We start from the raw sequence: 18,935 nt of genomic DNA, 5'->3' as shown, positions 1-18,935 counted from the left end.
GCCGGGCCGAGGAGGCGCCTCAGCGGGCCCGTGCCACCGTCCGTTCGTCGTGCGGGCGTTCGCTCCGGGAGCCGCACAGCTCGTCGTTCAGTTCGTGCACCAGCCGCACCAGGTCGGTCGGGCGGTCCGGCCCCCACCAGTCGCCGAGCAGCTCGGCCAGCGACTCCTCGCGGGCCCGCGCCAGCCGCTCCGTCACCTGGCGCCCCTCGTCGGTGAGCACCATGTCGAGGCCCCGGCGCACGGCGAGGTGCCGTATCTCGGCCTGGCGGGCGGCTTCGAGGACGACGTTCAGCGGGACGGGGCTGCGTTCGGCGAGCCGGGCCGGTTCCACCGAGCCGTGCTTCCTGATGCGCAGGAGCATCCAGCTCGTCGCGGGCAGCAGGTCGTAGCCCGCGCGGTCGGTGATCCTCCGGTAGATCTCACGGCGTCCCTCGCGGGTGCCGAGCACCGACAGCGCACGGCACACCTCGTCGTACGAGGACCGCTCCACGGGGTTGCTGGCGAGCGTCTCGGTGACGTCGGGCGCGGTGACCGAGGCGCGCAGCCGGTCCTCCTTGAGGAACCAGGCCAGCGCGAATCCGAGGAGGGCGATGGGTACGGCGTACAGGAAGACGTCGGTGATGGCGGTGGCGTACGCGTCGAGCGCCGGCGGGCGCAGGGCCGGCGGCAGGGCGGCGATGCCGCGCGGGTCGGCCTCCAGGGAGTCGGCGGAGACGCCGGGCGGCAGCCGCGTTCCCCTGAAGGCGTCGGTGAGCTCGCTGCCGAGGCGGCTCGCGAAGATCGTGCCGAAGATGGCGACGCCGAACGAGGCGCCGATGGAGCGGAAGAAGGTCGCGCCGGAGGTGGCGACGCCGAGGTCCTCGTAGGGGACGGCGTTCTGCACGATCAGCACCAGGACCTGCATCACCAGGCCGAGTCCGAGGCCGAAGACGAAGAAGTACGCGCTCATCTCGGCGGTGGAGCTGTCCGCGTCGAGCTGGTGGAGCAGCAGCAGTCCGAGGGTGGTGACGGCGGTGCCGGCGATGGGGAAGACCTTCCAGCGGCCGGTGCGGCTGACGATCTGGCCGGAGCCGGTGGAGGACAGCAGCATGCCGGCCACCATCGGCAGCATGTGCACGCCGGACATGGTGGGGGTGACGCCCTGGACCACCTGGAGGAAGGTCGGCAGATAGGTCATCGCGCCGAACATGGCGAAGCCGATGATGAAGCTGATCACGGCGGAGAGCGTGAAGGTGCGCACCCGGAACAGCTTCAGCGGCAGCACCGGCTCGGCGGCCCGCCGTTCCACGGCCACGAAGGCCACGGCGAGGAGCGCGCCGAGCACCGCGAGCCCGATGATCTGCGGTGAGGCCCACTCCCAGGTGGTGCCGCCGAGGGAGGCGACCAGCACCAGGCAGGTGGCGACGGAGGCGATGAGGAAGGTGCCGAGGTAGTCGATGACGTGCTTGGTCCGCCGGCGCGGGATGTGCAGCACCGCCGCGATCACGGCGAGGGCGACGACCCCGACGGGCAGGTTGATGTAGAACACCCAGCGCCAGCTCAGGTGCTCGGTGAACAGTCCGCCGAGCAGGGGTCCGAGGACGCTCGTCGCGCCGAACACCGCCCCGAACATGCCCTGGTAGCGGCCGCGTTCGCGGGGCGGGACGAGGTCGCCGACGATCGCCATCGACAGCACGATCAGCCCGCCGCCGCCCAGGCCCTGGAGCGCGCGGAACGCGATCAGCTGGGACATGTCCTGCGCCGCGCCGCACAGCGCGGAGCCCACCAGGAAGATCACGATGGCGGTCTGGAAGAGCTTCTTGCGCCCGTACTGGTCGCCGAGCTTGCCCCACAGCGGGGTCGCGGCGGTGGAGGCCAGCAGATACGCGGTGACCACCCAGGACAGGTGTTCCAGGCCGCCCAGTTCGCTGACGATGGTGGGCAGCGCGGTGGCGACGATGGTCTGGTCGAGGGCGGCGAGCAGCAGGCCGAGCAGCAGGGCGCCGATCGAGACCACGACGTTCCCGGACACGTGCTCCCGGTCGCCGGCGGCACGGTCGCCGGTGGCACGGCCCGGTGGTCCGGCGCCGGGTACGGGCCCCGCGTTGCTCACCTTCGGCGTCGTACGGCGCGCGTCCCCGGCCATGAAGACCTCCACAGAGAACTGGTTCCACCGTCCATCGTGATCGGTGTGTCCTGTTATGGCCTGTTGAGCCCTTCCGGAAGTCCACATTCCGGGGGCGCGCGGACAGGACTGTGAAGAAGATCTGCATAATCTCTGGAGTTCGCGAGGGGAGGGACGAACACGTGGAACAGCCGAACGGACACCCGTGCCCGGAGTGCGGTGCGCCCAGAAACAGCGACAACACGCCGTCATGCGCCTGCACCGTCCGCGCGTCCGACGCCCTGCGCGACGCCCGTACGGCGGAGGCCGCAGCCGCGGAGGACTTCGATCCGCTGCGCATACGGCCGTACGTCGAGCTGGACGGCGGGGCCGGGCGGAGTACGCCGGACGGGCCCGCGGAGGCCACCGGTGCGGCGGGTGCGCCCGCTCCGTCCGCGGGAGAGCCCGGCGCCCCGGGGGCGGCCGACGAGACCATGACCCTGCGCGCCGTCCCGGCGGAGGCGGCGCCCGGCGCGACGGACCCGACGTCCGTCCTGCCGACGCCGCTGGCGCCCGGGGCCGCCCGGCCGAACGCCACCGATCTGCACCTGTTCGACACCACGCGGCCCCTCGCGGCCGTCCCCGCCGCGCCCGGCCCGGCGCACTCCGACGAGGCACCGCCGCGCCGGCGCCGGCGCGGGATGCTGCTCGCGGTCGCCGGGGCCGTGGTCGCCGTGGTGGGGGCGGCGGGGTGGGCGAGCGGAGTGTTCTCCTACGAGACGCCGTCCCGGGACGGCGCGGCGCCGGAGGACGTCAGGGCGAGCGTCCCGGACCCGTCGTCCTCCTCGCCCTCCGCGGAACCGTCGGCCGACGCGTCCTCCGCCGCGCCGTCGTCGTCCGCCTCCCCGTCGGCCTCCCCGTCGGCGAGCGCGAGCGCGTCGGCCTCGCCGTCACCGTCGGCGTCCACCACGTCGGCGAGCCCGTCGGAGTCCGCCGAACCGGCCTCGACCCCGACGACCACGGCACCGGCCGACTCCGCCGAGGACACGGAGGAGGCCGAAGGCGGCAGCACCGGCCCGGTACTGCGCCACGGCGACCGGGGCGCGGAGGTCACGGAACTCCAGCAGCGCCTGCGCCAGCTGTACCTCTACAACGACGAGATCAACGGCCAGTTCAACCGCCGCGTGGAGGAAGCCCTGCGCAACTACCAGTGGCCCCGGGGCCTCCAGTCCGAACTGAGCGTCTACGGCCCGGAAACCCGGACCCGCCTGGAGACGGAGACCCAGGAGCCGTGACACCCCGGCCCCACACGGGGCCACACACCGGACCGCCCGGTGTCCGTGACGAGCGGGAGGGCACCCGGCCCGCCGCCCCGCAAGCCGCTGCGCACAGAGCCCACGCGGGGCCACGACCGGACCGCCCGGCGTCCACGGCAACCGGGAGAGCACCCGGCCCGCCGCCCCGCAAAGCCCCGGAAGCCGCTACGGGCGAGGCCCGCGCGGGCCGCAGCCGGCCCAGCGCCACACACCGGACCGCACGACGCCCTCGGCGACCGGGGGAGGCTTCACGAAACCTCGGGAGCCGTCGCGGACGGGGCCCGCGCGAGTCGCGGGCGCCCGCGTCCCGGGCCGTGTGGCGACCGCGGCACGTCGGGCGGGTCGGGTACGGGCCGCCCACGGACGCGCCTGGCGCCGGAAGCGCGAGCCGTAAGGGCGCGGCCCTCTGGGGAGGGCTACTCCGTGATGTGCAACCGGATCGTGCCGTCGGCCGCCGCCTCCACCCGTACCCGGGTCAGGTCGCGTACGAGTGCGTCCGGAGCGTGGAAGCCGGCCCGCGGGCCGATGCCCACGACCCGCATCCCGGCCGCGCGGCCCGCGGCGATACCCGCGCCGGAGTCCTCGAAGACCACGCAGTCGGCCGGGTCGACGCCCAGTTCCGCCGCGCCCTTCAGGAAGCCCTCGGGGTCGGGCTTGCTCGCGCCGACGGACTCCGCCGTCACCCGCACGCCGGGCTGCTCAAGGCCGGCGGCGGCCATCCGCGCCGTCGACAGGGCGACGTCGGCGGAGGTCACGAGCGCGTGCGGCAGCCCCTTCAGGGAGGCGAGGAACGCGCGGGCGCCCGGCACCTCGACGACGCCCTCGGTGTCCGCGGTCTCCTCGGCGAGCATGCGGGCGTTGTCGGCGTGGTTCCGTTCCATCGGGCGGCCGGGCAGCAGCAGGGCCATCGAGGCGTATCCCTGGCGCCCGTGCACGACCTTCATGACCTCGTCGCCGTCGAGCCCGTTCCGGCCGGCCCAGCGCCGCCAGACGCGTTCGACGGAGGCGTCGGAGTTGACGAGGGTGCCGTCCATGTCCAGCAGGAGGGCGCGGGCGGTGAGTACGGCGGTGGCCGTCATCGGCAGCTCCAAGACGCGGCGGAGGAGGCGTCGGGCGGGGTGGCCCGGGGGACAGAGTGACCCCGCCCGCCGGTCAGGGAAAACGGGCGGGAGCCACTTTGTTCACCCACGGTACAAAACAAACCCGGCATCCCGCCACCTCCTTCGCCGACCGTTCACCGACGCTTCGGCCCGCCGTCACCGCGAGGGGCCCGCGCGGCCGGGCGTCACCCGGCGATCGCCTCCCACAGGCTCCACACGCCCAGACCCAGCATCAGCAGCGCCGCGATCTGCGTGATCAGCTTGAGCGGCACCCGCTTCATCAGCGCCTTTCCGCCGACGATGCCGAGCCCGGCGACCGACCACAGCGCGAGCACCGCACCCAGGCCGACGGAGAGCGGGTCGTCGTAGCGGGCGGCGAGGTTGGCCGTCATGATCTGCGTCAGATCGCCGAACTCGGCGACCAGGATCAGCATGAACCCGGCCCCGGAGACCTTCCAGAAGGACTGGTTCTCCGGCCTGCGGACCTCCTCCTCGTCCTCGTCCTTCCTCATCAGCAGCACCGCCGCGCCGCCCAGGAAGAGCACACCCGTGATCGCGTGCACGATCTGCTGCGGCAGCAGCGTGAGCACACTTCCGGCCGCCACCGCGAGCGCGACGTGCAGCGCGAAGGCGGCGGCGACACCGGCGAAGACGTAGGAGGCGCGGTAGCGGGTGCCGAGGACGAGGCCGGCGAGCGCGGTCTTGTCCGGCAGTTCGGCGAGGAAGACGACGCCGAAGACGACGGCCGTCACGGTCAGGCTGATCAACGGTTCCTCAATCGGTCGGGACTGCCCCGCCGAGAGTGCTGTGCGATTCCACGGGACACCTCGGCACGGCAGCACACGTGGCGCCCGTGCCGTACGGCACGGGCGTGCACTGCTTGCCGAAGGTCTCGCTGGCCGGCCTCGCGTCACGAGGCCCGCCTCCGGGCGCCGGCTCAGACGAGCTGAGCAGTATGTCGACGGTCCGGCGAAGAGCTACTCCCCTTCTGCGCCGCCCATGGTACGCGACGTCCGCGCCGGACCTCGTACGCGGAAATTTCACGCCTGAACCATAGACGTGTCATGCACGCGTCATTACCTTCTTACCGGATCCACCCCTCCCGGCCACCCGGCGTCGCGAGCATTCCCCTGCCCGCACGCCAACGGCCCCACCCCACAAGGGAGTTCGCATGTCGAAGTTCTACGCGCGTCGACGGCTCAGCATAGTCGCGGCGTTCACCGGACTCATAGCCTCCGTCGGCCTGTTCAACGGACCGAACGCCTCCGCCGCCCTCCCCACCCCGGTCAGCGCCGCCACCGCCCGCGGCTACCTCGCCACCCTCGACGTCCGCACCGAGAACCGCACCGGCTACGACCGTGACCTCTTCCCGCACTGGATCACCCAGTCCGGCACCTGCAACACCCGCGAGACCGTCCTCAAGCGCGACGGCTCGGGCGTCGTCACCGACTCCTCCTGCGCCGCCACCAGCGGCAGCTGGTACTCCCCGTACGACGGCGCCACCTGGTCCGCCGCCTCCGACGTCGACATCGACCACCTCGTATCCGTAGCCGCGACGATCTGAATCGGTATTTCTACAGTTCAATACGTCAGCGGCATATCGCTGACAACTGGCGGCTGCGAGATGATCAGCGCATGAGCTTCCGTGTGTATGCCAGGCACGTCCGTGGTCGCGATCTCCCTTTGAGCAGGCGCCACCTGGCTCTGAGAAGTGCTGTGAGTTGCTGCTGCCCGCTCGGATTCCACGGAACGTTGTCGTATCTGAGCACGGCGGGTGACCTCAGAAACGATGAGGCAGCACTACTTCACGCCCTAGAGAAGCTGGAGGCCAGCCGCACGGTATGGCTGATGGAAATGGAGTCGTTCGCCGATCGCCGCCGCGTCTGCAAGGCCCGGCACCGGCGGACTCCACGCCGGGCGGAGGTTCGCTACCTGCTCGGGTGGAGATGGCCCGGTCCCGACGGGAAACAGGCGACACTCGGTGAGGTCGGGCGGCTCTGGGAAACCCACTGCCGATCCCCCTTCCCCGACGTTCCGGCCGACAACAAGGGTGCCCTGGTCGAGCTGGACACATGGCTGGCCGACTGCGTCTCGACCTACCTCGCGAACAACGCGGAGCTTGATGCCGACCGACAGACCGTCATCGAGAAGTGCCTGCCGGAGCTACGCCGACACCTCGCCCACCTGGGCTGTCCACGGGACTTTCCCCAGGCATTTCAGTACTTCCGTCTCCTGCTGAAGATGACCGAGCTGGTCCACCACGACAAAGCCCGGGAGACCGGGGGATGATTGAATCTCCTCAGCGGAATCAGTCCGTGTCCGTGGCTGCCAGGACGGAGATTCGTCGAGCCCCCGGGGCGACGGAGACCAGTCCTATGTCCCACGCCACGCGCTCGAACCACTTCGTGGCGGCCCCGAAGCTGTACCAGTCGCACGCCTGAGCGTTTCGTTCCACTTCGCTGACCGGTACTACCGTGGATGCTCCGGACAAGGCGGCGAGGGAACGCCAAGCGGCCAGTCGCCCGTAAGCGCCGTAGTCGCCGTTGTTATACGCGCCACCTGTCGATGCCGCCGCGAAAAGCATGCGCCAGGCGTGCTCCGGTCGGCAGGAGGACAGGGCGAGGCGTTTGCGCGGACCTACCCCGTTCAGGCACTCCAGGCCCAGTGTCACCAACAGGCCAGGAAGGGCCTCCGTCTCGACCGGCTCCGCCAGGTCGTACGTTCCGGCCTCGCTGCGGCCGTTGGACTCCTCGGCCCAGTTGGCCACCGCTGCAGCAGCGGCCTCACTGAACTTTTCCGTCGTTGTATCCGTCACTTGCGGCAGGTGCGTAACGCGGCCCAGTACGACACCAGGGCCGCCCTGCGGCCCGTAAGGCATCGAATAGCTGCCCCCACCCACTGAGTAACTCGGGAGGGGCGGCGTCTCCTCGATCGCGAACAGTTCCAACGGCAGCCGGGCAAGCGGATGATGGCGCCAGTGCGGTGACGTCGCCCACGCCTCGATCGCCGGCGACTCCGCGATCGTGACGCCTCTGAGCACCAACTCGTGCACGAGACAGACCCGAAGCTCCTCCGAGGCTGCGGCGCGTGAGCTGCCGCCTGCGAAGACGAAGGTCAGGTCCTGCGAAGTCTGGCCATCGGCGAGCAGTGAAGCCGTGTAACGGGCCAGCTTCCGATTGCCGGGCGAGGCGGCCGACACGAGCCGCAACGTCTGCTCGACGTACTCCTGACCCGAGGTCGTGGTCAGCAGGCGGAGGAGACGGTCGAAAACACTGCGGTACTGCCAGACCTGAGCGGCGGAGGAACCGTATCGGTCGGCCAGGGCGATGCCGAGATCGGCCACGAACGCGACATCACCTTGGCCGAGCCTGCGCTCGGCCATGTCCCACACCTCGGTCACGCTCTTCAGGTCGGGCAGTCGCATCACGATCTTCTGTATCCGGTCGCTCACGCCGTGAGCCTATGAGAGGGCTGGTCGGAAGGACACGCCGTTTTCTGCTGCCTCAGTCGGCCTCGTAGCGAGCCAGGCGCCTGCGCAGGTCGAGGTTCTCACCTTGCGCAATTGCAAGGGCCTGGCGGAGTTTCGCCACCTCCTCACGGTGAGCCTCCTGCTGCCGCGTGAGGCGGGCGCTCAGTGCCCTCACTGCGGCGGAGGTCGAGGAGTCGCCCGGAGGATCCGCGGGCCCCGCCGGAACCGGTCCGGCCTTGGCTCGGTGCCGCTCGATCTGCGTCCGAAGCTCCGGGCTCCGATAGAGGAAGTCCGTGCTCACCCCGGCCTGGCGGGCCACGGCGGTGAAGCTGATGGGCTTGCCCGCCTTGGCCAGCTCGGCGAGGGCAGTGCGCGCCCGCTTCTCAGCTTCCTGGGTACGGGCACGGGTGGCCTGGCGAAGGTGCTTGGGCAGCAGCGTCATGTGGTCGGCTCCTGTTGTCGGGCAGCGGGCGACGGTTCGGGGCGGTCGGCAGCGCCTGCCCCGCGAACCGCCCGGAGGTGGCCGTCCTCGTGGACGCTGACCTGGTCCAGGGCGACGAGGACCTTGGTCAGTGCGCGGGTCTCGGCGAGGCGGCCGGCGAGCCAGATGTTGTCCTCACCCATCGGCTCCCCGTGCCGGGCGGTGAACTGGGCCTGGCGGCGCGCGATCAACGCTTCGGTCTGCTGGAGCTGGTGCTGGAGTTCGTCGCGGTGGCTGGCGTCGGTGACGAACTTGTCGCAGGTGAGGCAGGCGTTGCCCTTGGAGCAGACCTGCCGGGGCGGCAGCATGCACCAGCCGTTGGGCAGTACTCGGTCGGCCCGCTGGTCCAGGTGGAGGAGGTCATAGAGGTCGCTGGGGTTCACCTCGGCGGTCCGGCCGTCGGCCGTCACCTTCTTGTAGCGGAGGAACTCGCGCTCGGCCGTCACAGTCAGGGTCTTGGCGTAGTGCATGGTCATGGCCGGTGTGACATGCCCCAGGTAGCGCATGACGACGTGAATCGGGACCCCGGCGTTGATCAGGTCGGTTGCTCGCGTGTGCCGGAAAGTGTGAGTTTTCGAGATCTTGACTGGGCGGCCGACGCTGTCGGTGATCGCCAGTTTCTCGGTCAGCGCGCCGAGTCGGCTGTGGAAGGTCGCCGAGGCATACGGCCTCTTCCCGAGCCGGTTGTTCCTCGTCTGCAGGAAGAGGTAGCGCGGGTCCGTTCCCTCCGGGGCGCCCTGGGTGGCGATGAATTCCCGAGCCCACTCCTGCTGGCGGCGGACGATGTCGACGATCTCCTGGTCGACGGGGATCGTTGGTGGATCCCCGCCAGTGATCTTCGTCTGCTGATAGGCGAGCCGGGCCACGAATCCGTCCGGCTCCTTGCCCTCCCGCCCACCCGCCGTCAGGAGCGGAAGCAGTGGTTCGAAGTCCATCATCAGGATCTCGTTCATGCGTCGGCCGGTCCGGATCAGCAACATGAGCGCATGGAAAGCCTGCCGGTCGTCGAGGCCACTCTCGCCCTTGGGAGCCGCGAGGACTCCGGAGCCTGCGGCGATCTTGCTGATCACCTCGTCCTCCAGGGCCATGTCGTCCGGCGGCTGGTTGGTGAGCCGCGGCTTGTCCTCCAGCCGGAACAACACGGAGTGGTGCCCGCCGAGGGCGCCCCAGCGGCGGTCACCGAGCACTCTGACGGCCTCGGCGCGGTTGTCGTACATCCAGCGGTAGAACGCCTCGATGGTCACCAGCGGACCCCGCCGGCTGTTCTTCGCGAGCCGGCCGCCCTTGTTCGCGCCGGTCATCGCCGTATGGTTGTTGAGCAGGTCCACGAACCCCCGTAGCCAGGTCCGCAGTTCCTCCGGGCTGTCCACGAGGTGCGGGCCGGCGCATCCCACCTGGTCGATGTACCACTGGAACCACTTCAGATGGTCCAGGCGGCTCTTGACCGACGACCACACGTACCGTTCCGTCGACAACTGCACCGACAACCACCATTTCGCGGCCTCCCGGAACCAGTCCGTGGTCAGCTGGCTGAAGTTCGCGACCGTCCGGCCGTACGGTTCGTGCTCCCTCTGCGGAATGCGCCGGTCCAACGCCGGATTCCAGACGTTCAGACGCCACCACTCGCCGTCGTGGTAGGCGTGGGCAAGGCGGTCCTGGAGATGCTTCAGGCCGTTCTCGACGAACACCGGCAGGTGGGAATTGGCCGAGGCGTTCGTGCGCATCAAGGCCCCACGGACCTCCCGCCCCCACTCCTCGTGGGTCAGAGCCGTGAGCGAACGCGCTGATCGCGCAGCCGGGCTCCCGTGCTCCACCGCGAGAACGAGCCCGCGACGCAACTCCCCCATGCGCATGGTGTTGATGCTGTATCCGTCGGCGACCTGCTGGTGCACGCACCAGGTCAGCTCCCACAGCATCGGTTCCGGCAGCCCTCGCAGACTCAGGGACTGCGTGAACCAGCCGCGTTCCTTGTCGATCGTCCGCCTGCTGAACGCGGAGAGGTAGTCCTCAGGCATGTTGGCGGCATCGAAGTGATCCTGCCGGTGCTCCTCCGGCAGGCTCTCCCAGAGCCGCCTCGCCCGCTCCTCGCTGAACAGCTCGGCGATCGGCAGCCGTGGATCCCGCTTGTCCCGCCGGTTTCGTTCCCGTACCCGTGGTGCCGTGTCCCGCTGCTGCGGCAGGGTCGTGGTCTTGGCCGGATCAGGAGTCATGGTCGGTCCCCCATGCCTGCGTGATCTTCTGCCAGTCGGCGCACGCCCTCAGTTCGGCATCCTCCGTGACATGGGCGTACGTGTTGATCGTGGTCTGGACGTCCGCGTGGCCGAGTCTCCGGCTGACCACGTGCATCGGCACGCCGGACAGCAGCAGGGCCGTGGCGTGGGTGTGCCGGTACCAGTGCGGCGTCATGGCCGGCGACAAAACGGGCACATCCTTCTTCCGCGCGGCCAGATGCTTGTAGACGCTCTCCGACCGGAGCGGGGCGAAGCGGCGCCCGCGGTGGAGGTTGCAGAAGATGTACGTGTTGTCCCAGTCGTCCAGCTCTACGTCGGCGCCTGCCTCGCACAGCGTCCAGACCCAGTCCCCGTACAGGCGGTCCAGGGCGGAACCGACGAAGACGCGACGGTGGCCGCTCTTGGCCCGCAGGCCGTGCGGGTGATCCTCGCGGTGGACGACCTCGACCTGCGCGGTCGTGCCCGTGCCGGTCTTCCAGTCGCGGTGGCGCAGGCCGAGCGCCTCGCCGAGCCTCAGCCCGGTCTCCTCCAGCAGCGCCCAGAGCAGGCGATACCGCAGCTCGCCCGACCAGACCGCACCCGCCGGGTCCCAGGACGCCTCCGCGTCACGGATCGCTGCCATCTGATCGGGCAGCAGCACCGGCACCGGCTTCGTCCGTACACGAACCTTGACCACACTCGAACGACGTCCCGTCCTGCGCGCCACGTGCTCCAGGAACGGCAGATAGCTGCCCGGCCTGGCCTGCACCGTCTCGTACAGCCGGCCGGCGACCTCGACTCCGCGCGCGGCGTGGTAGCGGTAGAACCCCATGACCGCGCGGGCCCGGCTCGCCACGGTCGCGTCGGCCGCCCTCGCCCTGTCGTGGAGCGGCACCACCTCCTCAGCCACACTCCCTCGGCGCAACTGCCCGACAAAGGTTCCGAGTTCACTCACTCCGATCGCGTCCCACGACTGTGCTCGCCGCTCCAGGAACGTCCACCACAGGGCAAGTCCCCTCGCGTAGCTCTTGATGGTGTTGGGCGAGCAGTCCCTCGATCTCAGGAACTCCAGGTACTGCTCGACCGGCTCAGCGACGCGGAAATCCTCGCCGACGACCGTCCACGTCGCCCCTTCCTCCGTGGCAACCCGCTGCGTACTCGCCACCACACCCCACTGTCATCTCTGTGAGCGGCACCTCACCGCTGTACCGGATAACGCACCGCTCACAGAGAAGACACGGCCCACCACGCCACGTCACAGACGTCAGCGGCACCAAAAACAAGGTGCGGATAACACCTCGTCCCGCTCGCCGAGGCCTGGGACTCCGGCGCGAGCGCCTGGACCACCTCCCGGCGCCAGTCCTTCGCCAACGACCTGACCCGCCCGCAGCTCCTCGCCGTCACGGACAACGTCAACCAGTCCAAGGGCGACCAGGACCCCGCCACCTGGATGCCGTCCCGCACGGCCTACCGCTGCACCTACGTCCGCGCCTGGGTCCAGGTGAAGTACTACTACGACCTGTCGGTCGACTCCGCCGAGAAGACCGCCCTGCAGAACCACCTCGCGAGCTGCTGAGACGAATTGCCGGGTGCGCAAATCTCCCCGGTGGCCTCCGTCGCTGCGTACCGTACGGGGCGACGGAGGAAGGGGTCACCATGGCCGGACTGCGGCTCGGACCACTGCTGAGGTACATCGACGGCTCGGCCGCCACCATCTGGGTCGAGACCGGCCATCCGGGCACCGTCGAGGTGCGCTGCGCGGACGGGACCGGCGGGACGGCCGGCACCTTCCGCATCGCGGATCACCATTACGCGCTCGTCCACGTCACCGGTCTCACGCCGGGGACGGCCACCCCGTACGAGGTCTTCCTGGACGACACCCGGGTGTGGCCGCCGGCCGAGGACCCCTTCCCGTCGCTCCCGCCGTCCGTCATCCCCACCCCGGGCCCGGACGGCCGTGTGCGCGTCGCGTTCGGCTCCTGCCGCTGGGCCTCGCCGCCCACCGGGGAGCCCGACCCGGTCGGCCCGGACGCCCTGGACGCCCTGGCGAAACGCATCGCCGCCGACCCGGACGGCGAACGCCCCGACGTCCTGCTGCTCCTCGGCGACCAGGTGTACGCCGACGAGACCTCCGACGCCACCCGCGAGTGGCTCGCCACCCGCCGCGACCTGGACGACCCCCCGGGCGGCCAGGTCGCGGACTACGAGGAGTACACCCACCTCTACTACGAGTCCTGGCTCGACCCTCAGGTGCGCTGGCTGCTGTCCACCGTGCCCACCTGCATGATCTTCGACGACCACGACGTGATCGACGACTGGAACACCTCCGCCTCCTGGGTCGCCGACATGCGTGCCACGTCGTGGTGGCACGAGCGGGTGCTCAGCGGCCTGATGTCGTACTGGGTGTACCAGCACCTGGGCAACCTCTCCCCCACCGAGCTGGAGGCCGACCCGCTGTACGCGTCCGTCCGGGCGGCCGACGACGGCACCGACGCGCTGCGCGCCTTCGCCTCCCGGGCCGAGGCGGACGCGGCCACCGTGCGCTGGAGCTACCGGCGCGACTTCGGCCGGGTGCGCCTGGTGATGGTGGACAGCCGCGCGGCCCGCGTCCTGGAGGAGGGCCGGCGCTCCATGCTCGACGCGGCCGAGGCCGACTGGCTGCGCGAACAGGCCCTGGACGGGCGCGGTTCCTACGACCACCTGCTCATCGGCACGTCCCTGCCCTGGCTGCTGCCCCACCTGGTGCACGACGTCGAGGCGTGGAGTTCCGCGCTGTGCCGGGGCGACAGGGGCACCCGCTGGGCGCGGCTCGGGGAGAAACTGCGGCGCGGGGCGGACCTGGAGCACTGGGCGGCCTTCCCGGAGTCGTTCGGCGAACTGGCCGGGCTGATCGCCGAGACCGGTACGGGGCCGGAGGCGCCGGCGACGGTGTGCGTGCTCTCCGGGGACGTCCACCACGCCTATGTCGCCGAGCCGAGCTGGCCGGACGGCACCGGTCCCGACTCCCGGGTGGTGCAGCTGACCTGCTCGCCGGTCCACAACTCCATCCCGCTGTCGATGAGGCTCGGCTTCCGCGTGGGCTGGGGCGGGGCCGCCCGGCTCCTCGGCCGCCTGTTCGCGCGGCACGGCCGCCTCGACCCGCCGCCGGTCACCTGGCGCAAGACGGGCGGGCCCTGGTTCGGCAACCAGCTCATGACGCTGACGACCGAGGGGCGTTCGGCGGTGCTGCGCCTTGAGCACGCGCAGCGGGAGGAGACCGGGACGCGTCTCAGGAGCGTGACGGAGACCCGGCTGAGCCGGTGAGATCCGAAGCCTGTGAGTCGTCTGTGAACCGTGGTGTGGATTCGGTCACGCCGATGGTCATGACGGCGGGGCGAACGCCGTATTGACCGGCGGGAGCGAGCGCCCGAACAGCCGAATCAGGGCAAACCCAAGGGCTAAATGTTGAACTTGCAAGTATTAGTCAGGGACACCTAACGTGGGGAGTCGACTCGGTTCCGTCCCCCGGACCGGCCCCACCCGGGAGCCGGCCTGACCGAAGGAGACCCCCCACATGACCGGACGCCTCAACAGTGCCCAGCCATATGCCCTGGGCATGTTCCGCATCGTCATCGGACTGCTCTTCGCCTGCCACGGCGCCGTGGACCTGCTCGGCCTGTTCGGCGGTGCGGACGGCAGCGGCGGCACCGTCGAGACCGGCACCTGGCCCGGCTGGTACGCGGCCCTGATCGAACTCGTCGGCGGCACCCTGGTCCTGCTCGGCCTCGGCACCCGCGCCGCCGCGTTCGTCTCGTCCGGCGCGATGGCCTACGCGTACTTCAAGGTCCACCAGCCCCAGGCCCTGTGGCCGATAGAGAACAGCGGCGAGAGCGCGGCCATGTACTGCTGGGCCATGTTCCTGCTGGTCTTCACCGGCTCCGGAGCCCTCGGCCTGGACCGCCTGTTCACCAAGGACTCGTCGGCGAACGGCGAACGGGAGGCGGAGCGGACCCCGGTGACGGCCTGACCGCCCTCCCCACGGGACCGCACGGGACCACGGGACCGCACGGAACCACGGGACCGCACGGGACCACGGGACCACACGGAACCACGGGACCACGGGACCGCACGGGACCACGGGACCCCACGGGACCCCACGGGACCGCACGGGACCGCACGGGTGCCCTCCCTCGTACGACGGGGAGGGCACCCTTCCCCTTTGCACGGGGAAAGGGAAGAGGAACGCCAGGCACCGCACACGCGAACCCCCCGTGACCTTTCTGTCACTCGCCGGGCGTACGCTGTATGGCTGTCATCGGCCACTCCTGCCACTCCTGCCGCTCCGCGCGTCAGCGCGGCACGGCGCGGCCCTGCGGGGGAGCCACGGGGAGTTCGGGTGGAGAGTCTGGGGTCGCTGGTCGGCAGCCCGTGGATCTATGCGGTGGTGGCCCTCTCGGTCCTGCTCGACGTGTTCCTCCCGGTCCTGCCGAGCGGAGTACTGGTGATCACCGCGGCCACGGCGGCGGCCGCGGGCACGGCGACCGACGTGCCCGACATCCTGGTGCTGACGCTGTGCGCCGCCACCGCCTCCGTCCTGGGCGACCTGGTGGCCTACCGCCTCGCCTGGCGCGGCGGCGCCCGGCTGGACAGGGCGATCGCCCGTTCGCGGCGACTGAAGAGCGCGCAGGAACGTCTCGGCGCGACGCTCGCCCGGGGCGGCGGCGCGCTGGTCGTCCTCGCCCGCTTCGCCCCGGCCGGACGCTCGGTGGTCTCCCTCGGCGCCGGCGCCGCACGCCACCGCGCCCGCGACTTCCTCCCCTGGTCCGCCCTGGCCGGGCTGTCCTGGGCCGCGTACAGCGTGGCCCTCGGCTACTTCGGCGCCCACTGGCTGGGCGCGACCTGGCTGGCCACGGCGGTATCGGTGGGCGCACTGTTCGCAGCGGGCGCAGGCGCGGGCTACCTGATGCGCCGCCACCCACGCCCTTCATGAACCACCCCGGCCACAGACACCCGCACCACTGAGCCGACGCCCCCCCAACTGCGGTCAGTCGTGCCACCGGCCCGACGCCCACCCCCCAGCTGCGGGCAGTCGTGCCGCTGGGGCGGCACGGGTGGGCGCAGCGGCACCCCGCAAACGCCGGGCCGCGCAACACCCCCCGCCCAGCCCTGGCACCGGTACCGACACATCGGCACCGGCACCGGCACCGGCACCGGCACCGGCACCGGCGTCCCTACCCCGCCGCCCGCCGCGCCGCGCCCCCACGCACCTCCAGCCCGTCCAGCAACTCGGCCGTCGCCAGGGCAACCGCCTCCACCGCCCGTTCGAACACCTCGCGATTATGAGCGGCCGGCGCCCGGAACCCGGACACCTTCCTCACGTACTGCAGGGCGGCAGCCCGGATCTCCTCTTCCGTGGCCTCCTCCGGCTGCACGGGCGGACGCAGGGTCTTGATACTCCGGCACATGCCCTCAGTCTGACGCGCCCCCTCGGCAACTCGCCACCCAAAATCGAACAGGCGTATCATTGGGTCGTGGCTGCGACCTACGATTTTCCGAGTGACCTCCTCGCCGGTCAGGAGGAACTGCAACAGGTCCGGGGCGAGTTGTCCGCCCTGCTGAAGCGGCTCCCCTGGTCGGTCGAGCCCCTCGACGGCTTCAGCGACGACAACGGCTGGCGCAAGATCGAGCGCCCCGCCTCACCCGGCTGGACCGCCGACGAACAGGCCGAGGTGGAGAAGCTCCGGCAGCGGGAGCACGAGCTCGCGGTGTTCGTCAGCACCCACCGCTACTGGGCCGAACTCACCGGCGCCGACCGCATGCACGCCCGCTCCCGGCTCAAGCACACCCCCGAGGAGACGGAGGGGCCCTCGTAGAGCCACAGGACAAGGGCGGCGGGACGAGGGGGCACAACGACAAGGACCCCCGGAGCAACTCCGGAGGCCCTGTGTCCCGGTGGGCGCGGACGGTTTCGAACCGCCGACATCCTGCTTGTAAGGCAGGCGCTCTACCCCTGAGCTACGCACCCGGGACCCGGGCCGTGCGCCCAGGTCGAGTCGACAGCCTACATGGCCGGGGCATGGACCGGCACACCCCTACCGGTCACCGAGGGTGAACAATAGTCTCATTCCTTATCAGTGGTTATCTGCCTTCATCAGTCTTTATCTTGATGATGTGAAGCTTTCCGAGTGGGCGGCGCGTAATGGCGTGCACTACCAGACCGCGTGGACGTGGGCGAAAGAGGGCCGTATGCCGGTCCCTGTCGTGCAGACGCCGTCCGGTATGTGGCTGGTCGAAGAGTCCTCGCCCGAGGCCGCCGGGCGGACGGTGGCGTATTGCCGTGTCTCGTCCGGTGACCAGAGGGCGGATTTCGACCGGCAGGTCTCCCGCGTCGTGCGGGGCGCCAACGGGCTGGGGCTCTCCGTCGCCGAGGTGGTGACCGAGGTCGGATCCGGGCTGGACGGGAAGCGGCAAAAGCTGCACCGCGTCCTGTCGGATCCGGCCGTTGCCGTCATCGTCGTGGAGCATCGTGACCGGCTGGCCCGCTTCGGCGTCGAGTATCTGGAATCGGTCTTGTCGGCTTCCGGCCGGCGCCTGGTGGTGCTCGATCCGCAGGAGTCGACCAGCGATCTGGTCCGGGACATCACCGAAGTCCTCATGTCGGTGTGCGCCCGGCTGTACGGGCAGCGGGCGGCGAAGGACCGTGCCGCTCGCGCTGTCGCCGAGGCCACCGCCCCGGCGGCGGAGACGACCAGGTGAGCAGGGCGGAGTCCGCCGGGAGCGGGAAGAAGAAGCGCCGGGGGTTCGAGGCGCGGCCCGGCTTCCACGTCGTGGGCCACAGGCTCGCCCTCGACCCCAACGCGTCCGTCTTGCGGGCTCTGGCCTCGCATTGCGGAGCGGCGCGGGTCGCCTACAACTGGGCGGTGCGGCATGTACTGGCAAGTTGGTCGCAGCGTGCGGCGGAGGAGACCTACGGCATCTGCGAAGCAGAGCGTGTTCCGTGGCGGTCGTGGTCGCTGCCTTCGTTGCGGAAGGCGTTCAACGAGGCCAAACACACCGACCCGTTCCTGCGGGAGTGGTGGGCGCAGAACTCCAAGGAGGCCTACAACACCGGCCTCGCGAACGCTGCCGCCGCGTTCGACAACTACGCCAGGTCCCGGCGCGGCGAGCGCAAGGGCGTGGCGATGGGCAGACCTCGTTTGAAGTCGAAGCGGAAGGCCCGTTTGGCGTGCAGGTTCACCACCGGCACCATCCGTCTCGATGATCGGCGGCATATCGTCCTGCCCCGCCTCGGCCGGATCCGCCTCCACGAGGACGCCCAGCCTCTCGTGGACGCGATCACCGACGGCGGGATGCGGATTCTGTCGGTGACGGTGCGGTTCGAACGGGGCCGCTGGTTCGCGGTCCTGCAGACCGAGGAACGCCGCACCATCACCCCTGCCACCCGGTCCGGCACGGCGGTCGGGATCGACCTCGGCGTGAAGACGCTCCTCGTCATGGCGGACTCGACCGGCAAAGTCCGCGAAGTCGCCAACCCCAAGTACTACGACCAGGCTCTCACGCAGCTCCGGAAGGCATCCCGGGCCGTTTCCTGCCGACGCGGCCCGGACCGGCGCACCGGGCAGGCTCCGTCCCGCCGCTGGGAGAAAGCCGACGCGGTCCGCAACCGGGTGCACCACCGGGTGGCGAACCTGCGGGAGAACCATCTCCACCAGGCCACCGCGCGTATCCCCGCCGAGTACGGCACCGTCGTGGTCGAGGACCTCAACGTCAAAGGCATGGTCCGCAACCGGTGTCTGTCCCGCCGTGTCTCCGACGCGGCGTTCGGGGAACTGCGGCGCCAGCTCACCTACAAGACCCAGCGCCACGGTGGACGTCTGATCGTCGCCGACCGCTGGATGCCCTCCTCGAAGACCTGCTCCCGCTGCGGTGTGGTGAAAGCCAAGCTGCCCCTCGGCGTGCGTGTCTTCGAGTGCGACGCCTGCGGATTCGTCCTGGACCGGGACGCGAACGCGGGCCACAACCTGGCCGCCCTCGCGGCGGCCAACCGTGAAACGGGTACCGGAGTGGCCGGAGACCCGGGCCCCGCCCTGGCGGTGGTGCCGAAGCCTCGTGGAGCCAAGCAGAAGACCCGCACCGCCCGAACCCGCAAGGGGACGGGCACGCGGGCGGCTGGCGCAACACCCCGCCAGGGGACGGAAACGAGAGATCGTCGACAGGACACCGGACACGAGCAACTCGCGCTCTGGCGAAACCGTCACGAACCTTCCGGGCGGAAACACCCGGAATGCTGAGAGTCA

General features: G+C 70.5%; 16 protein-coding genes, 1 tRNA gene and 2 pseudogenes. 10 read left to right on the top strand and 9 right to left on the bottom strand.

Features of this window, described 5'->3' with window-relative positions; translation table 11 throughout:
• Positions 1 to 19 precede the first annotated feature (19 nt).
• Positions 20 to 2,125, bottom strand: a complete 2,106-nt coding sequence (locus ACIA6T_RS05615; protein WP_399445260.1) for a DHA2 family efflux MFS transporter permease subunit — start codon at positions 2,123 to 2,125, stop codon at positions 20 to 22.
• 161 nt (positions 2,126 to 2,286) lie between these two features.
• Here ACIA6T_RS05615 and ACIA6T_RS05610 point away from each other — a divergent pair, with 161 nt between their 5' ends.
• Positions 2,287 to 3,378 (top strand): peptidoglycan-binding protein, encoded by a 1,092-nt coding sequence (locus tag ACIA6T_RS05610; protein WP_399445259.1) that lies wholly within the window; start codon positions 2,287 to 2,289, stop codon positions 3,376 to 3,378.
• A 437-nt stretch (positions 3,379 to 3,815) separates the two neighbouring features.
• On the opposite strand, the gene ACIA6T_RS05605 is transcribed toward ACIA6T_RS05610, so the two are convergent.
• Positions 3,816 to 4,478, bottom strand: a complete 663-nt coding sequence (locus ACIA6T_RS05605; RefSeq protein ID WP_399445258.1) for an HAD-IA family hydrolase — start codon at positions 4,476 to 4,478, stop codon at positions 3,816 to 3,818.
• Positions 4,479 to 4,684: 206 nt separating this feature from the next.
• Positions 4,685 to 5,266 (bottom strand): TMEM165/GDT1 family protein, encoded by a 582-nt coding sequence (locus tag ACIA6T_RS05600; RefSeq protein WP_399445257.1) that lies wholly within the window; start codon positions 5,264 to 5,266, stop codon positions 4,685 to 4,687.
• A gap of 404 nt (positions 5,267 to 5,670) precedes the next feature.
• Between ACIA6T_RS05600 and ACIA6T_RS05595 the strand changes: the two are divergent.
• Positions 5,671 to 6,051, top strand: a pseudogene (locus ACIA6T_RS05595) (hypothetical protein); the annotation flags it as partial.
• A gap of 83 nt (positions 6,052 to 6,134) precedes the next feature.
• Positions 6,135 to 6,788, top strand: a complete 654-nt coding sequence (locus ACIA6T_RS05590) for a hypothetical protein (protein WP_399445255.1) — start codon at positions 6,135 to 6,137, stop codon at positions 6,786 to 6,788.
• Positions 6,789 to 6,807: 19 nt separating this feature from the next.
• Here ACIA6T_RS05590 and ACIA6T_RS05585 read toward each other — a convergent pair whose 3' ends face one another.
• The 4 genes from ACIA6T_RS05585 to ACIA6T_RS05570 are packed head-to-tail and all read right to left on the bottom strand — an operon-like array spanning position 6,808 to position 11,824.
• Positions 6,808 to 7,950, bottom strand: coding sequence for a DUF6183 family protein (locus ACIA6T_RS05585; RefSeq protein WP_399445254.1), 1,143 nt, complete (start codon positions 7,948 to 7,950; stop codon positions 6,808 to 6,810).
• A 52-nt stretch (positions 7,951 to 8,002) separates the two neighbouring features.
• The gene (locus tag ACIA6T_RS05580; RefSeq protein ID WP_399445253.1) at positions 8,003 to 8,410 is read right to left on the bottom strand and encodes a DUF6262 family protein; all 408 of its coding nucleotides are present in this window, start codon (positions 8,408 to 8,410) and stop codon (positions 8,003 to 8,005) included.
• Complete coding sequence (locus tag ACIA6T_RS05575) at positions 8,407 to 10,659, bottom strand: tyrosine-type recombinase/integrase (protein ID WP_399445252.1); 2,253 nt, start codon at positions 10,657 to 10,659, stop codon at positions 8,407 to 8,409. The genes ACIA6T_RS05580 and ACIA6T_RS05575 overlap by 4 nt, the downstream gene beginning before the upstream one ends.
• Positions 10,649 to 11,824, bottom strand: a complete 1,176-nt coding sequence (locus tag ACIA6T_RS05570) for a tyrosine-type recombinase/integrase (protein WP_399445251.1) — start codon at positions 11,822 to 11,824, stop codon at positions 10,649 to 10,651. Before ACIA6T_RS05570 ends, ACIA6T_RS05575 begins: the two co-directional genes overlap by 11 nt.
• Before the next feature lie 129 nt (positions 11,825 to 11,953).
• Here ACIA6T_RS05570 and ACIA6T_RS05565 point away from each other — a divergent pair.
• The 4 genes and pseudogenes from ACIA6T_RS05565 to ACIA6T_RS05550 all read left to right on the top strand — a co-directional run.
• Positions 11,954 to 12,235: pseudogene (locus ACIA6T_RS05565) on the top strand (HNH endonuclease family protein); the annotation flags it as partial.
• A gap of 80 nt (positions 12,236 to 12,315) precedes the next feature.
• A complete protein-coding gene (locus tag ACIA6T_RS05560; RefSeq protein ID WP_399445250.1) occupies positions 12,316 to 13,962 on the top strand; it encodes an alkaline phosphatase D family protein in 1,647 nt (548 codons plus the stop codon).
• Positions 13,963 to 14,212: 250 nt separating this feature from the next.
• A complete protein-coding gene (locus ACIA6T_RS05555) occupies positions 14,213 to 14,665 on the top strand; it encodes a DoxX family protein (protein WP_399445249.1) in 453 nt (150 codons plus the stop codon).
• 369 nt (positions 14,666 to 15,034) lie between these two features.
• The gene (locus tag ACIA6T_RS05550; protein ID WP_399445248.1) at positions 15,035 to 15,628 is read left to right on the top strand and encodes a DedA family protein; all 594 of its coding nucleotides are present in this window, start codon (positions 15,035 to 15,037) and stop codon (positions 15,626 to 15,628) included.
• 241 nt (positions 15,629 to 15,869) lie between these two features.
• On the opposite strand, the gene ACIA6T_RS05545 is transcribed toward ACIA6T_RS05550, so the two are convergent.
• Entirely contained in the window at positions 15,870 to 16,103 is a 234-nt protein-coding gene (locus ACIA6T_RS05545; protein WP_073935759.1) for a DUF2277 domain-containing protein, read from the bottom strand.
• A 66-nt stretch (positions 16,104 to 16,169) separates the two neighbouring features.
• On the opposite strand from ACIA6T_RS05545, the gene ACIA6T_RS05540 reads away from it, so the two are divergent.
• Positions 16,170 to 16,511 carry a hypothetical protein gene (locus tag ACIA6T_RS05540; protein WP_399445247.1) on the top strand — a complete coding sequence of 114 codons (342 nt, stop codon included), beginning with the start codon at positions 16,170 to 16,172 and terminating at the stop codon, positions 16,509 to 16,511.
• An 80-nt stretch (positions 16,512 to 16,591) separates the two neighbouring features.
• Here ACIA6T_RS05540 and ACIA6T_RS05535 read toward each other — a convergent pair.
• A tRNA-Val gene (locus ACIA6T_RS05535) sits at positions 16,592 to 16,663 on the bottom strand.
• A gap of 146 nt (positions 16,664 to 16,809) precedes the next feature.
• Between ACIA6T_RS05535 and ACIA6T_RS05530 the strand changes: the two genes are divergently transcribed.
• Together ACIA6T_RS05530 and tnpB are read left to right on the top strand one after the other, a co-directional pair.
• The gene (locus tag ACIA6T_RS05530) at positions 16,810 to 17,394 is read left to right on the top strand and encodes an IS607 family transposase (RefSeq protein WP_399445313.1); all 585 of its coding nucleotides are present in this window, start codon (positions 16,810 to 16,812) and stop codon (positions 17,392 to 17,394) included.
• Positions 17,391 to 18,929, top strand: coding sequence for an IS607 family element RNA-guided endonuclease TnpB (gene tnpB, locus ACIA6T_RS05525; RefSeq protein ID WP_399445246.1), 1,539 nt, complete (start codon positions 17,391 to 17,393; stop codon positions 18,927 to 18,929). Before ACIA6T_RS05530 ends, tnpB begins: the two co-directional genes overlap by 4 nt.
• The last annotated feature ends 6 nt before the right edge of the window (positions 18,930 to 18,935 follow it).

Source organism: Streptomyces sp. NPDC051740 (assembly GCF_044453165.1).
Taxonomy (GTDB): Bacteria; Actinomycetota; Actinomycetes; order Streptomycetales; family Streptomycetaceae; genus Streptomyces; species Streptomyces atrovirens.
This window is presented reverse-complemented; position numbering and strand designations above follow the sequence as displayed.